Raw genomic sequence first — 13,517 nt, 5'->3', positions numbered from 1 at the left:
TAGTATCGGGTTCCGTGAAGCGCTCAGAGATCGTCGCGGACACGGCGATCACCTTGCTGGCCGAACGGGGCATGCGCGGCCTCACCCACCGGGCCGTCGACGAGGCCGCCGGGCTGCCGCCCGGCTCCACGTCCAACCTGGCTCGCACCCGCGCTGCCCTGCTGGAGTTGACGCTGTCCAGGCTGACGGAGCTGGAGATGCGGGCTTTGGCCCTGGCGTACAAGAGCGACTCGTTCGAACTGTCGGACCTGCCGGGTGTCATGGCGGAGGCGCTGCACACCCAGCTGACGGATCGGCGGCGCACGTTGGCCCGGTATGAGCTGGCACTGGAGGCGACTCGGCGGCCGGAGCTGCGCAAGATCTACGACGAGGCCGGCCGCGGCTTCCGTGACCCGGCTGTCGCCCTGTTGACCGCTCTGGGCTCACGGGACCCGGTGCGGCATGCGCGCCAGTTGGTGGCGTTCGGAGAGGGCCTGATGTTCGACGCCATCGCGGGCGCGGGTGCCACACCCAGCTTGGACGAGCTCATCGAGGCCATGCGCGACCTCCTTGCCGGCATGCTTCGCTGACGACTCTCCAGCTGCTCTGCCGTCTCCCGGGGGCGAGGCGTGGGCGGTGGGTGGAATCTCGACGGTTGTCGGTGGCTGGGATTTCGGTGGCCGGCGGCGGCTGGGATGTCGGTGGCCGGCGGTGACTGGGTTGCGATGGGCAGTGGTGGTTGGGCTCTCGATGGGTGGCGGTGGGTGGCCTGGGTGGTCAGCAGGTGTGGTCAGCAGGTGTTGCGGTGCGGTAGTTCGGGCAGGTGCTGGGACCACTCCTGCGGGGAGAGGGCGCCGTAGTGGGAGCAGATGTACGCTGCGTGATCCCGAGGTGCGGGCCCGTGTTCCAGTTCGATGGTCAGCACGGTTCCGCGTCCTGCCAGGACTCGCAGGCTTCGTCCGTCGCCGGTGAACGCGGCCTGGACCGCCCGGTCGACGCCGGTTGGGGGCACTGCCCGGTCGGCCACCAGCGTGCCGTTGCCGTCATGGACCCGCCAGACCCGTACCCGGTCGCTGTCCGTGCTGACGAGCAACTGTCCGTCCGGGCTGAAGCGCAGGTGGCCCGGCGAGGGGCGCAGCCGGGTGGACCGTGTGGGTACTCCGTCGAGGTCGTAGATCTGGATGCCGCGCTCCTCGGCGATCGCCACTCGCTCGCCGTCGGGGGCGAACGTTGTGTACTCCCACGGCATCCGGTCCAGCCACGGTGCGGGTGAGGGCGTTTGCCGCGGTATCGGTGGCGGTCGCCGCAGCGCTGAGGATGCGGACTCCTGGGATGGGGTGAGGGCCTGGGCCTGCTCCGGATGCAGTGCGCGCATGGCCTGATCCCCGTCCCGTGCGTGCGACGGTTCGGGGTTTGGCGTCTGTGTTGGTTCCGGGCCCGGTGGGCGTGGCGGCTGGAGGGCTGGTGTGCGCGGTCGTTCCGGGTTTGGCGTCTGTGTTGGTTCCGGGCTCAGTGGGTGTGGCGGCTGGGGGTTTGGCATGCCCGGTCGTTCGGGGGCTGGCGTGGGCGGCGGGTCTGGGGTCGGTGGGCGGGATGGCTCGTGGGGTGGCTTGGTGGTGCGGTGGCGGATTTCTGAGCGTTTGCCGGCGAAGACCAGTGCCACCCGATCCCCGGGGCCCACTACCGCGTACTCGCCCACGAACGTGGCCCGTCGGGCCCTCAAGTCCCACGCCCAGCGCTCGCCCGACAGCCTGGCCGCCGCGAACAGCAGGCCGCCGCCCGGGCTGAACCATGCCGATTGTTCTCCGGGTGCGCCGAGACCGCGGCCGAAGGGAGGTCCGATGCCGTCGCCGGAGGTGGTGTCCCAGAGGTAGGAGCGGTCGACGCCCACGAGGGCCAGCGTGTGGCCGTCGGGGGACCAGGCCATGGCGCGTACGCTCTGGGCCGGGCCGGCCGTTTGGGCGAGCCGGCGGCGGGAGGGGATGTCGTACACCCGCAGGGTTCCCTCGTTGAGCGCGGCGAGGCGGGAGCCGTCGTCGCTGATGGCGTGGAGGGAGCGTGGGCCCGCGTACGGGTCGGCGAACACGTCCACCGCCGAGTCCGCCGACGTCAACGCCCGCCGCGCCTCGGGGATCGGGGCCAGGTGCCACGCGGCGAGGCTCAGCTTGCGTGCCGTCACCGGGTCCGTCGGCCGCAGCGCCTCCGCCCTTGATGCCGCCACCTTCGCCATCGCCTGGTCCAGACGTCCGTCGGCCGCGCCCCGCTGCCACAGGGAGAGCAGCACCACCACCGACAGCAGCCCCGCCATGACCGTCCAGCGTCTGCGTGATCTCTTGCGTACCCTTGCAAGCCCAGAGTCGAGGAAAGCCTGCTCTCCCGCGCTCAGCGTCACCCGCCTTCGGCCGCTGGCCGCCCATGCCAGCGCTCTGTCCAGCGGTTCCCCTCGGAACAGCGCGGCTTCCCGCCGCCCGCCCGCCTCCCATCGCCGTGTCGCCCGTGCCAGCTCCCTGTGTACGGCGAGTCCGTCGCGCTCGCTGTCCAGCCACTCGTGCAGCCGTGGCCAAGCTCGTAGGAGTGCCATGTACGTGATCGCCAGCGAGTCGTCCCGGGTCGGGGGGCCATCAGGCGGCGTCCGCGGCTCCTCTTCGCGTGGTTCTGGTGGTGCGTGGTGGGTGAGGAGGCCCTCTTTTCCGTACGCCTCCAGCACTCCGTCGATCGAGGTCACCTCGTCGGAGGCACGGCCGGCGACCAGGTCGGCCCTGGAGGTGGTGACGATGGTGTCGGAGCCGTCGGAGTCCAGGCCCACCAGGCGGAGGAAGACGTCCGGCACCAGGTCCTGTTCGGCCGGGCTGAGCTGCGCGTACACGGCTTCGGCGCGGGCGCCCAGCGGCGGGTCGGAGACGGGCTCGGGGGGTAGCAGGCGGCCCTGCTGGGACTGCGGGGCGTCGAGGAGGGAGAGCAGGAGCTGGCGGGCGCTCGGGCGGCGTTCGGGATCTCGCTGCAGGGCGGCGGCCACCAGCCCGCGTAACGGGCGGTCCAGCCGCTCGCCGTGGCCTAATCGCTCGTCCGATCCGTAGGCGGCGAAGATCAGCAGTCGTCCCCAGGCGTGCACATCCCGGGCCGGTCCCCAAGGTTCCGCCGCACTTGGCCGTCCAATGGCGTTCGGGGTTGGTTCGTGGAGGTCTGGGGCCGCTATGTGGGCGTGCGGGGTGGGGTCCCGAGGGTCCCTGTCCGGCGTGGGGGTGGTGTCCGGGGTGGGAGTGTGAGGGGCTGCGTTCGGTGTGCGGGTGTTCGGGGCGGGTTCGTGGAGGTGTGTGTCCGGGGTGGGGTCCCGGAGGGCTGGGGGTGGTGGGTGGCAGGGGCTCCAGCCGAGGCCGACCAGGCGGGGGCCCTCGGCGCCCAGGATGACCTTGCCGGGGGTGAGGGAGCCGTGGATCGCGCCCGCCTCGTGGGCCGCCGCCAGCGCCGTGGCGACGGCCGTGGCCAGGCGGTAGAGGGCGTCGCCCGTGTACGGGCCGTGCCGGTCCACGACCTGCCGCAGCGTCGGGCCGGGGACGTACTCGCTGACCAGGTAGGGCGGCGAGCCGTCCAGGCGTGCCTCCGTAAGCCTGGCGACCGACAATGACCGCACGCGCCCGGCGGCCGAGGCGGCGGTGGCGAGCCTGGCGCGGGCCTCGGCGTCCGGCAGGCAGGGCACTCCCAGCGCATGGCGCATGCCCGACTCGTCGTAGGCCTCGCGGACGATGACGTGTCCGCCGCCGTCGAGCCGGGCGCCGAGCCAGTAGCTCCCCAGCCGATCAGTCATACACCCCTTAACGGTCCAAGCGGGCCCGGTGCTGCGGCCACTCCTCTTCGAGGATGCCGAAATAGACCGTGTCGCGCCAGGTGCCGTCGGCCCGCTTGCGGTGCCGTCGCAGCGTGCCCTCGTGCACCCCGCCGATGCGCTTGATGGCGTTCTGCGACCGGAGGTTGAGGTGGTCGGTCTTGAGCAGGACGCGGTTGTAGCCGAACTCGAAGGCGTGGTCGATGAGCAGGAGCTTGCAGGCGGTGTTCACGGCCGTGCGCCACACCGACCGGCCGTACCACGTCCAGCCGATCTCGATGCTCTCGTCGAAGCCCGGCACGTCGCCGTACGTGGTCCAGCCCACGGCCCGGCCGCTCTCCTTGAGCACCACGGCGAAGGGGACGTGGTGGTCGTCGGACATCAGGCCGAGGGCGACCTTCCCCAGCTCCTCCTCGGAACGCGGCGCGGGCGCGGGCAGCCAGCGCCAGACCTCCTCGTCACCGCCGGAGGCGGCGAACAGGTCGGGAACGTGGTCGAGGGTGAGCGGTTCGAGCCGGACGACGCCGTTCTCGAGCACCACGGGGGCGGGCAGCTTCGCGGTCATGGCAGGTAACTCTAGGGGTGCCCGTGAAGTCCTGATTATGGCCACCTGCACCTCTTTGTGGGGAACCACCTGTCGACACGCATACCGGCCGGTCGGTACGCTCGCTGGCATGGACTTCGCCTTTGACAGTGTCACCGAGGACCTGCGCGAACGACTGCTCCACTTCATGGAGGAATGCGTCTATCCCGCCGAGCCCGCCTTCGAGGAGCAGGCCGCCACCAGCGGCTGGAGCCCGCCGCCGCTCATGGAGGACCTGAAGGACGAGGCCAGGAAGCGCGGCCTGTGGAATCTGTTCCTCCCGGGCGAGCACGGCGCCGGGCTGACGAACCTCCAGTACGCGCCGCTGGCGGAGATCATGGGCCGGAGTCCCACCCTCGCCCCGACGGCCACCAACTGCGCCGCCCCCGACACGGGGAACATGGAGGTCCTGGCCATGTTCGGCAGCGAGTGGCAGCGCAAGGAGTGGCTGCAGCCGCTGCTCGACGGGGAGATCCGCTCCGCGTTCGCGATGACCGAGCCCGACGTGGCCTCCTCGGACGCCACGAACATCGCCACCTCCATCACACGCGACGGCGGCGAGTACGTCATCAACGGCCGCAAGTGGTTCATCTCCGGCGCGATGAACCCCAACTGCAAGATCTTCATCGTCATGGGCAAGACGAACCCGGACGCTCCCAAGCACCGCCAGCAGAGCATGATCCTGGTGCCCCGCGACACCCCCGGGCTGCACATCAAGCGCGGCATGCACGTCTTCGGCTACACCGACGCCGACCACGGCGGCCACGCCGAGGTCGTGTTCGAGGACGTACGCGTGCCCGTCGAGAACCTGATCGGCGAGGAGGGCGGCGGCTTCGCCATCGCCCAGGCCCGGCTCGGCCCCGGCCGCATCCACCACTGCATGCGCCTGATCGGCATGGCCGAGCGCGCCGTCGAGCTCATGTGCAGGCGGGCGCTGGCCAGGACGACGTTCGGCAAGCCCGTCGCCCAGCAGGGCGTGGTCCAGGACTGGATCGCCGAGTCCCGGATCAGGATCGAGCAGTTGCGCCTGCTCGTGCTCAAGACCGCCTGGCTCATGGACACGGTGGGCAACCAGGGCGCGCACACCGAGATCCAGGCCATCAAGATCTCCACCCCGATCGCCGTGGAGTGGATCCTGGACAAGGCCGTCCAGGTGCACGGCGCGGGCGGCGTCTCGCAGGACTTCCCGCTGGCGGGGCTCTGGGCGGGCGCCCGGTCGCTGCGCCTCGCGGACGGCCCCGACGAGGTGCACAAGCGGTCCCTGGCCTATCGCGAGCTGAAGAGGTACATGTGAACGAGGCGGAGATCAAGGAGCGGGTCGCGGCGTTCCTCTCGGAGCACGACCCGGAGGGGGACCGGCTGGAGTTCCTGCGGGCGCGGTTCGACGCGGGGCTGGCCTGGGTGTGGTTCCCCGAAGGGCTCGGCGGGCTGGGCGTGTCGCGGGAGCTGCAGCTGGTCGTGGAGCGGGAGCTGGCCGGTACGCCGCAGCTCAACGCCGGTGTCCAGGGCATCGGTCTGGGGATGGCGGCGCCGACGATCCTGGCGTTCGGGACGGAGGAGCAGAAACGCCGCTTCCTCCGGCCGCTGTGGACCGGCGAGGAGATCTGGTGCCAGCTCTTCAGCGAGCCCGGTGCCGGATCCGACCTGGCCACACTCGCGACCCGCGCCGTCAAGGACGGGGACGAATGGGTCATCGATGGCCAGAAGGTCTGGACGTCCGGCGCCCATCACTCCAGGTGGGCCATCCTCGTCACCCGTACCGACCCGGACGTGCCGAAGCACCGCGGCATGACGTACTTCATCTGCGACATGCACGCGCCGGGCGTCGAGGTGCGGCCGCTGCGGCAGATCACCGGTGAGGCCGAGTTCAACGAGGTGTTCCTGACCGGCGTGCGGCTCCCCGACGACCTGCGGCTCGGCGAGGTCGGCGACGGCTGGCGGGTCGCGCAGACCACGCTGATGAACGAGCGCGTCGCCATCGGCGGCGCCCCCGTACGGCAAGGCGGCGGCATGGTCGGCGTCGTGGTCGACTCCTGGCGCGCCCACCCCGAGCTGCGCAGCCACGAGCTGCACCAGCGGCTGCTGTCGCTCTGGGTGGAGTCGGAGGTCACCCGCCTGTCCGGGGTGCGCCTGCGCGAGCAGCTCGCCGCCGGCCAGCCGGGGCCGGAGGGGTCCGGCATGAAGCTGTCGTTCGCCAAGCTCAACCAGGCGTTGTCGGGCTTCGAGGTGGAGTTCGGGCGCGACCTGGGCTACGACGACTGGACCTTCCGCCGCTCCGAGGACGTCGACTTCTACGGCCGCGGCCCCGGCTACCGCTACCTGCGGGCCAAGGGCAACTCGATCGAGGGCGGCACGTCCGAGATCCTGCGCAACATCATCTCCGAACGGGTGCTCGGCCTGCCCTCAGAGCCCCGCGTCGACAAGGACGTGCCCTGGAAGGACCTGCCGCGATGACGACCACCTTGCTGTACTCGGAGGTCGAGGAGGAGCTGCGGGCCGCGGTGCGCGGGCTGCTCGCCGACCGCTGCCCGCCCGCCGCCGTGCTCAAGCGGATCGAGTCCGAGCCCTACGACCTGGACCTGTGGAAGACGCTGGCGGGCGAGATCGGGGTGGCGGGGCTGCTCATCCCCGAGCAGTACGGCGGAGCCGGGGCGTCGGCCAGCGCGGCGGCCGTCGTCCTGGAGGAGCTGGGCAGGGGAGTGGCGCCGGTGCCGTTCTTCACCAGCTCGGTGCTGGCCACCCGCGCGCTGCTGCCGACCGGCCCAGGGAACGGTGGCGCCCTGCTGGCGGAGCTGGCAGAGGGCAGGAAGACCGCCGCCCTCGTCGTACCGTTCGCGGCCTCCCCGTACCGGCCGGGCGCGGCTGTGCGGATCGAGGACGGGCGGCTGACCGGGACGGTCGCCGGGGTGGCCGGGGCCGACGTGGCCGACGTGCTGCTGGTGCCCGTCGGCGGCAGGCTGCACGCCGTGGAAGAGGGCGCGGTCGTCGAGGTCGTGCCGTCGCTCGACCGGACCAGGCCCGTCGCGACCGTCACGTTCGACGGGGTCGAGGCCGGGGACGTGGGGGAGTGCGACCTGGCCGAGGTGCTGCGGTTCGGGGCGGGGCTGCTGGCGTCCGAGCAGCTGGGGGTGGCCGAATGGTGCCTCGACACGACGCTCGCCTACGTCAGGGAGCGCCACCAGTTCGCCCGGCCGATCGGCTCCTTCCAGTCGATCAAGCACCGGCTGGCCGATCTGTGGCTGGACGTCGTACGGGCCAGGGCCGCCGCCAGGAGCGCCGCGACCGACGGCTCGGGGGTCGCCGTGGCCGTGGCCCAGTCGTGGAACGCGGACGTGGCCGTGCACGCGGCCGAAGAGGCCCTGCAGCTCCACGGAGGGATCGGGATGACGTGGGAGCACCCCGTACATCTCTATCTCAAGCGCGCCAAGGCCTCGGAGATCGCGCTGGGCACGCCCGGCGACCACCGCGCGGCGCTGGCCTCACTCGTCGACGTGCCCGGCCCCGAGTGAGGTGAGCAGCAGGTCGGCGAAGTGTCTGCCCACCTGGGCGCCGGTCAGCGGCCCCTCCACGTGGAACCACGAGCCCAGGTGGTGCACCGAGCCGAAGAAGTAGTCGACGACCAGCTCCGCCGGGACCCGGTCGCTGAAGACGCCCTCGCGCTGGCCCTCGGCCACGAGGTCGCGGAAGCGCTCGTGGTAGCGGCGGCGCTCGGCACGCACGCTCTTCTGCGTCTCCGGGGCGAGCAGATGCATCGACCTGAAGAAGATCTTGGAGTCGTCGAGGTTCGCGGCCGTGGTCTCCACGACGTCGGCCGCGGCCCGGTAGAGGCGCCGCCGCACGTCGCCGGGGCCGGCGGCGATCCGCGTCAGCCGCTCCATCTGCATGCGCAGGACCCGGGCGTAGATCTCGTGCAGCAGGTCGTCCTTGGAGTCGAAGTAGTGATACATGGCGCCTTTGGTGACGCCGGCCGCCACGACGATCTCCTGGACGGAGGTGCCTTCGAAGCCGCGCTCGGCGAACAGGCGGGTCGCCTCGGCGAGCAGTCGCTGTCTGACCGGTTCCTCTTTCACATGTCCCCCTTTGTCACCTGCTTTAGCATACCGACTGGTCGGTCGAGGTCATTTGCTGGTCTTGCGGGTACTAATTGCGTCACCTTAGGCTCGCCTTGGTTGGGGAGCGGGTATCCCTTGACTGGCGAGGGATCTTCGGCGTGGCAGATCCTGCAAATCACATCTAGTTTGGGGGAGATTGCCGTGCCTGGTGGCTCTATCTACGTGCAGCCGGACGAGAAGTACACAGGGTCTTCTCCGCAGTGGTGGTACGAGAAGTTCTGGCGTGAGGACGCCGCCAACCGGCGCAAGTCCCGGTACGTCAAGGCCGCCGTGGGGTTCGTGATCGGGGTCGCGCTGGCCCTCAGGCTCGACCTGGGCGGCGCCGCTCCGCTGGTCGGCCTGCTCCTGGCCGGGATCGTGGCGGCGGGTGACTGGCTGCTCGACTGGCGTTCCTTCCACGCGACGGCCGTCTGGCGCGGCGCGCGGAAGGGCGAGACGATCACCGGGAAGCTGCTGCGCAGGTCCCTCGGCCGCCGCGGCTACAGCGTGCTCGACGGCCGCGCCATCCGCGGCCAGGCGTCGATCGACCACCTGGTGATCGGCCCGGGCGGCGTGTGGCTCATCGACAACGAGTCCTGGAGCCCCGACACCGAGATCGCCTGCTACGCCGGCCGGCTGTTCTTCGGCGAGAAGTACGGCACCAAGACGGCCAAGCCGCTGGTGGAGGCCTCCGAGGCATTCGCCGAGCTGCTGAGCCGCGAGACGCGCATCCCGGTGACGATCACGCCGTTGCTCGCCGTCCACTGCGGGCTGCTGCCCAAGGGCGGCGTCGTGGTCGCCGAAGGGCTGACGCTGCTCAAGCCGCAGCTGGTGGCCAAGCTGATCAAGTCGGCCGAGCAGGTCGTCCTCAACGCCGAGCAGATCGAGCTGCTGACCCGCACCGCGGCCAGGGAGCTGCACCGCGCCTGAGGCTTCAGGCCAGCGTCTCGATGAAGGCGGTGAGCTGGGCGACGTTGCGGCACTCGTGCATGGGGACGACCGTGCCGTACTCGCTCGCGATCGAGTCTCCCGTGTCCCACTGCGCCGTGGGCTCGGGGTTGAGCCAGTACGCGTGCCGCGACCGGCCCACGAGCGATCTGAGCACGTCGAGGGCGGGCGGCTGGTAGTTGGAGCGGGCGTCGCCCAGGATCAGCAGCGAGGTCTTGGACCCGACGGCGTCCCCGTAGCGCTCGGCGAAGCGCTCCAGCGAGTGCCCGTAGTTGGTACGCCCGAAGCGCACCATGTCGGCCTCGCTCGTCAGCCTGGTCACGGCTTCGACCACGTCGGCACCCGGCACGAAGAACCTGGTGATCTCGTCCACCGTGTCCACGAACCCGAACGCCCGCACCTTGGTGAACTGCTCCCTCAGCGCGTACGTGAGCAGCAGTGTGAAGTGGGCGAACGACGAGACCGAGTCGCTGGTGTCGCACAGGATGACCAGCTCGGGCTTGTGCGGCCGCGGCGGCCTGAAGTGCGTGGTCAGCGGCACGCCACCGCTCTGCAGCGAGGCCCGCACGGTCCTGCGGAAGTCGAGGCGGCCGCGCCGGCCCTTGCGCTGCTTGATCGTCAGGCGCGTGGCCAGACGCCTGGCCAGCGGGTAGACCTCGCGGCGCAGCCTGGCCAGATCCGCCTTGGTGATGCGGAGGAAGTCGATCTGGTCGAGCGGAGGGCGTACGGCGGAGCGGGCGATGCGCTCGATCCCCGAGTCCTCGGCGATGCGGCGGCGCACGTCGGTGGCCACGGCCTCCTCGAAGCGCCGGGTGTTGTCGTAGACCGTCCTGCGGACGTTCTTCTCGGCCAGGCCGCCGCGCTCCTGGCCCTGGAGGACGTTCTGGAGGATGCGGGCCATCAGCGTCTCGGGGGAGAGGGCGCGCATGACGCTGTAGGAGAACCAGCTCTGCCGCCCGGGGGTCGCGGCCGGCTGGTGGCCGAAGCGCCCCACCATGGCCTGGGCGAACTCGCGCAGCTCCTGGTCGGTGCCGCCGGTCAGGAGCCGGGCGAGGTGGTCGCGCAGTTCGTCGACCGGGGCCGTCTCCAGGTCGATCGGCCGCTCGGCGCGTTCGGCGCGCATGCCGGACGTCGAGGTCGGGAACCACAGGTCGAACAGCACGTCGAACCCCGGCCGGTAGGCGGGCTTCTTGACCAGCGTCGCCGCGTAGGCGGCCCGCAGCGACTCCCGCTCGCTCAGCTCGATCACCCGCAGCGCGTGCGCGGCGTCCAGCCCCTCGGCCACCGACACCGGGATCCCGGCCTCGCGCAGCGCCCGCACGAACCCGACATGCCTATCGATCAGCGACATCCGGCAGCCCCAGCTCCTTGACCGCCCGCGCCTGGTCGGAGGCGTGCTTGAGCACCACGCCCAGCGTGCCCGCCACGGTGGCCTCGTCGAGGTCGTCGCGCCCGAGCGCCAGCAGCGTGTTGGCCCAGTCGACGGTCTCGGCCACCGACGGCGCCTTCTTCAGCTCCAGCGCCCGCAGCGTGGCCACCGTCCTGGCCAGCCGCTCGGCCAGGTCGGCCCGGATGCCCGGCACCTGGCTGAGCACGATGTCCCGCTCCCGCTCGGGCGTGGGGTATTCGAGGTGCAGGTAGAGGCAGCGCCGCTTGAGCGCCTCCGACAGCTCGCGGGTGGCGTTGGAGGTCAGCACCACGTACGGGCGGCGCGTGGCGGCGATCGTGCCCAGCTCGGGGATCGTGATCTGGAAGTCGGACAGCAGCTCCAGCAGCAGCCCCTCGACCTCGACGTCGGCCTTGTCGGTCTCGTCGATGAGCAGCACGGTGGGGCCGGCGGCCCTGATCGCCTTCAGCAGCGGCCGCTCCAGCAGGAACTCCTCGGAGAAGATGTCGTCGTCCGCGCTGGTGGCCTGGATCCTGAGCAGCTGTTTCTTGTAGTTCCACTCGTACAGGGCCCTGGCCTCGTCGAGCCCCTCGTAACACTGCAGCCTGATCAGCTCGGCCCCGGTCGCCATCGCCACGGCCTTGGCCAGCTGCGTCTTCCCCACGCCCGCGGGGCCTTCGACCAGCAGCGGCTTGCCCAGCGCCGCGGCAAGGAACACCGAGGTGGCGATGGCGTCGTCGGAGAGGTAGTCCACGGCGGCGAGCCGTTCCGTCACATCGGCGGGAGAGTCGAACATCGGTGATCCTGTCTGCCGGAGCCCGGGGCCGAACTTTATTCTAGCCCGATGGTCCGGCAGGCCCGCCTGTTACCGATTCGACCAGGATGCGGATCACCTGTATATTCCTCTCTGCAAGCGCCGCTAGCTCAGTTGGTCAGAGCAGCTGACTCTTAATCAGCGGGTCCGGGGTTCGAGTCCCTGGCGGCGCACCGCACAGAAACCCTAGCTCGGCATGCTGAGCTGGGGTTTCTCGCTTTTCGAGGGGCTCCGGCCACGTTGAGGTGCTTCCGTGGTCGCTCGCCGGATGCTCTTCGCCACGGTTCCGGCACGTGGCCGGGCGTTCAGGAACCCGGCTTGGGCCCGTTCGTCAGGTCCGATCCGTAAGACGATCAATAGAACGCCAAACCGGAAGGTGTGGTGGGCATTCCGGGCCGAGATGCGCTTTCCTTCAGACAAAGGGTTGATCAAGCTGCTCGGAGCGCCGGTGCGGCAGGAGCGGCCCGGAACCGGGGCGCTCCGTTACGGCCGCGTTCGCAAGACCGGGCGCACCTGGCTACAGGGGCTCGGTCGCGGGTGCTTCGACGTGGCGGGCGGCGGGGGACAGCCACACCAGTGCCAGCGCGACAACGCAGGCGGCGAGTGAGGTGAGGATCGGGATCTCGGGCTTGATCTCGTAGAGGGCGGTGCCCAGAAGCGGGCCGACGATGAACGTGGCCCCTACCGTGGCGTTGACCAGCCCGGAGATCGCGCCCTGCCGCTCGGGCCCGACGAGCAGCGTGGGTGCGGCGGTGAAGCCGGGGATAGCCAGCCCGAGCCCGAACGCGAGCACGGCGAAGGCCACGGCGATCAGCAAGAGGTTCTGGGCGAAGGTGAGGAGCACGAAGGCAGCCCCGGCTATGGGCGTGCCGGTGCGCAGGAGTCGTAGCGCGGGCCAGCCGAGGGCCGGTACCACGACACCCTGCACGCCGACGAGCACCAGTCCGGCGGTGAACAGGGCGATGCCGACGGCACCCGCCGTGGCCTGCGAGTCCAGGTGCAGCCGATCCGCGACGAGGAATCCGACGATCACCTGAACCAGGCCGAGCGACAGGTAGAGGAAGAACCCGGTGGCGAACAACGGCCACAGGCGCGCGTCCCACAGCCGCACCGAGCCGCCGCGCGGGCGCTCGGCCCGCTCTGCCGGCTCCGGTCGTACGGTCACCAGCACCCAGAGCAAGAGCAGGGCGGCGAGCACCGGAGCCAGGTAGAGCGGGAGCAGCAGCGAGGCGACGGCGAGCGCGCCACCCCCGGCCGGCCCCAGCACCAACGAGACGCCCTGCGCGGCACCCACCAGACCGGTGGCACGCGTGCGGTCGGCCTCGCTGGTCGTGGCGGTGCCCGCGACGGCGAGCGCGGCGACGGGCAGGGCCGCGATGCCGGCGCCGAAGATCAGGCTCCGAGTGACGAGCATCAGCGTGAAGGTGGTCGCCGGGGACATCTCACCTTCCAGCCCGACCGCCGCGACCGCGGCGAACCCGGCCAGTCCGATGGTGGCCAGTCCGAGCCCGGCGAGCAGGACGGCGCGTAATCCGATGACCCGCAGGGCGCCGCCCCACAGTGGGCTGGCGATGGTCAGGGCTGCGGCGGCGGTGGTGATGACCAGCCCGAGCTGGGTTTCGGTCAAGCTGAGCTCGCGCGACAGCGGCGCCAGAACCGGGGTCAGCAATTGCTGCGCCGAGAACAGCACGACGACGGCGACCAGCAGTGGAGTCATGGCCTTACGCACAGATCCGGTCCTTCCTGGACGCCTGTGGCAGATAGGGGATTGACACTTAGGTAAGCCTAACCTAAGTATGGCCACGCATACATCTCGATTCCCTCTATTTCAACATATCGACAACGACAACGGTTTTCATTATCTTGGGTGCGATCCACCCGAAAGATCCAGC

11 protein-coding genes and 1 tRNA gene are annotated in these 13,517 nt (G+C 70.6%); 6 read left to right on the top strand and 6 right to left on the bottom strand.

The features are described 5' to 3' along the window. Positions 1–14 precede the first annotated feature (14 nt). Entirely contained in the window at positions 15–569 is a 555-nt protein-coding gene (locus tag ACIBQ1_RS28805) for a TetR/AcrR family transcriptional regulator (RefSeq protein WP_397282355.1), read from the top strand. Between the two features lie 200 nt (positions 570–769). Here the strand turns inward: ACIBQ1_RS28805 and ACIBQ1_RS28800 are convergent, their stop codons facing one another. Together ACIBQ1_RS28800 and ACIBQ1_RS28795 are read right to left on the bottom strand one after the other, a co-directional pair. Further along, a complete protein-coding gene (locus ACIBQ1_RS28800; RefSeq protein ID WP_397282353.1) occupies positions 770–3,784 on the bottom strand; it encodes a hypothetical protein in 3,015 nt (1,004 codons plus the stop codon). A gap of 7 nt (positions 3,785–3,791) precedes the next feature. Then, positions 3,792–4,367 carry a GNAT family N-acetyltransferase gene (locus ACIBQ1_RS28795; protein WP_397282351.1) on the bottom strand — a complete coding sequence of 192 codons (576 nt, stop codon included), beginning with the start codon at positions 4,365–4,367 and terminating at the stop codon, positions 3,792–3,794. Positions 4,368–4,476: 109 nt separating this feature from the next. On the opposite strand from ACIBQ1_RS28795, the gene ACIBQ1_RS28790 reads away from it, so the two are divergent. The 3 genes from ACIBQ1_RS28790 to ACIBQ1_RS28780 are packed head-to-tail and all read left to right on the top strand — an operon-like array spanning position 4,477 to position 7,894. Beyond that, on the top strand, positions 4,477–5,679 hold the full coding sequence (locus ACIBQ1_RS28790; RefSeq protein WP_397282349.1) for an acyl-CoA dehydrogenase family protein: 1,203 nt from the start codon (positions 4,477–4,479) through the stop codon (positions 5,677–5,679). Beyond that, the gene (locus ACIBQ1_RS28785; RefSeq protein WP_397282348.1) at positions 5,676–6,839 is read left to right on the top strand and encodes an acyl-CoA dehydrogenase family protein; all 1,164 of its coding nucleotides are present in this window, start codon (positions 5,676–5,678) and stop codon (positions 6,837–6,839) included. Before ACIBQ1_RS28790 ends, ACIBQ1_RS28785 begins: the two co-directional genes overlap by 4 nt. Further along, on the top strand, positions 6,836–7,894 hold the full coding sequence (locus ACIBQ1_RS28780) for an acyl-CoA dehydrogenase family protein (protein ID WP_397282346.1): 1,059 nt from the start codon (positions 6,836–6,838) through the stop codon (positions 7,892–7,894). Before ACIBQ1_RS28785 ends, ACIBQ1_RS28780 begins: the two co-directional genes overlap by 4 nt. Here the strand turns inward: ACIBQ1_RS28780 and ACIBQ1_RS28775 are convergent. Then, entirely contained in the window at positions 7,865–8,455 is a 591-nt protein-coding gene (locus ACIBQ1_RS28775; protein ID WP_397282345.1) for a TetR/AcrR family transcriptional regulator, read from the bottom strand. The genes ACIBQ1_RS28780 and ACIBQ1_RS28775 overlap by 30 nt on opposite strands. Positions 8,456–8,638: 183 nt before the next feature. Here ACIBQ1_RS28775 and ACIBQ1_RS28770 point away from each other — a divergent pair, with 183 nt between their 5' ends. Next, positions 8,639–9,406 (top strand): nuclease-related domain-containing protein, encoded by a 768-nt coding sequence (locus tag ACIBQ1_RS28770; protein ID WP_397282343.1) that lies wholly within the window; start codon positions 8,639–8,641, stop codon positions 9,404–9,406. Between the two features lie 4 nt (positions 9,407–9,410). Here ACIBQ1_RS28770 and ACIBQ1_RS28765 read toward each other — a convergent pair whose 3' ends face one another. Together ACIBQ1_RS28765 and ACIBQ1_RS28760 are read right to left on the bottom strand one after the other, a co-directional pair. After that, entirely contained in the window at positions 9,411–10,775 is a 1,365-nt protein-coding gene (locus ACIBQ1_RS28765; RefSeq protein WP_397282341.1) for a VWA domain-containing protein, read from the bottom strand. Beyond that, the gene (locus ACIBQ1_RS28760; protein ID WP_397282340.1) at positions 10,759–11,607 is read right to left on the bottom strand and encodes an AAA family ATPase; all 849 of its coding nucleotides are present in this window, start codon (positions 11,605–11,607) and stop codon (positions 10,759–10,761) included. Before ACIBQ1_RS28760 ends, ACIBQ1_RS28765 begins: the two co-directional genes overlap by 17 nt. Before the next feature lie 117 nt (positions 11,608–11,724). Here ACIBQ1_RS28760 and ACIBQ1_RS28755 point away from each other — a divergent pair. Further along, positions 11,725–11,798: transfer RNA gene (locus ACIBQ1_RS28755), tRNA-Lys, on the top strand. 344 nt (positions 11,799–12,142) lie between these two features. On the opposite strand, the gene ACIBQ1_RS28750 is transcribed toward ACIBQ1_RS28755, so the two are convergent. Continuing rightward, positions 12,143–13,354: an MFS transporter gene (locus ACIBQ1_RS28750; protein WP_397282339.1), complete on the bottom strand. Its 1,212-nt coding sequence runs from the start codon at positions 13,352–13,354 to the stop codon at positions 12,143–12,145. Positions 13,355–13,517 lie beyond the last annotated feature (163 nt).

Origin of the sequence: Nonomuraea sp. NPDC050153, from assembly GCF_044460125.1 — a bacterium.
In the GTDB taxonomy this organism is placed as follows: Bacteria; Actinomycetota; Actinomycetes; order Streptosporangiales; family Streptosporangiaceae; genus Nonomuraea.
The sequence above is the reverse complement of the archived record's forward strand: the minus strand, read 5'-3'. Positions and strand labels throughout refer to the sequence as shown.

Coding starts and splice junctions, on each gene's coding strand:
- ACIBQ1_RS28800 (WP_397282353.1), bottom strand. CDS start 3,784: ATGACTGATCGGCTGGGGAGCTACTGGCTCGGCGCCCGGCTCGACGGC.
- ACIBQ1_RS28795 (WP_397282351.1), bottom strand. CDS start 4,367: ATGACCGCGAAGCTGCCCGCCCCCGTGGTGCTCGAGAACGGCGTCGTC.
- ACIBQ1_RS28790 (WP_397282349.1), top strand. CDS start 4,477: ATGGACTTCGCCTTTGACAGTGTCACCGAGGACCTGCGCGAACGACTG.
- ACIBQ1_RS28780 (WP_397282346.1), top strand. CDS start 6,836: ATGACGACCACCTTGCTGTACTCGGAGGTCGAGGAGGAGCTGCGGGCC.
- ACIBQ1_RS28765 (WP_397282341.1), bottom strand. CDS start 10,775: ATGTCGCTGATCGATAGGCATGTCGGGTTCGTGCGGGCGCTGCGCGAG.
- ACIBQ1_RS28760 (WP_397282340.1), bottom strand. CDS start 11,607: ATGTTCGACTCTCCCGCCGATGTGACGGAACGGCTCGCCGCCGTGGAC.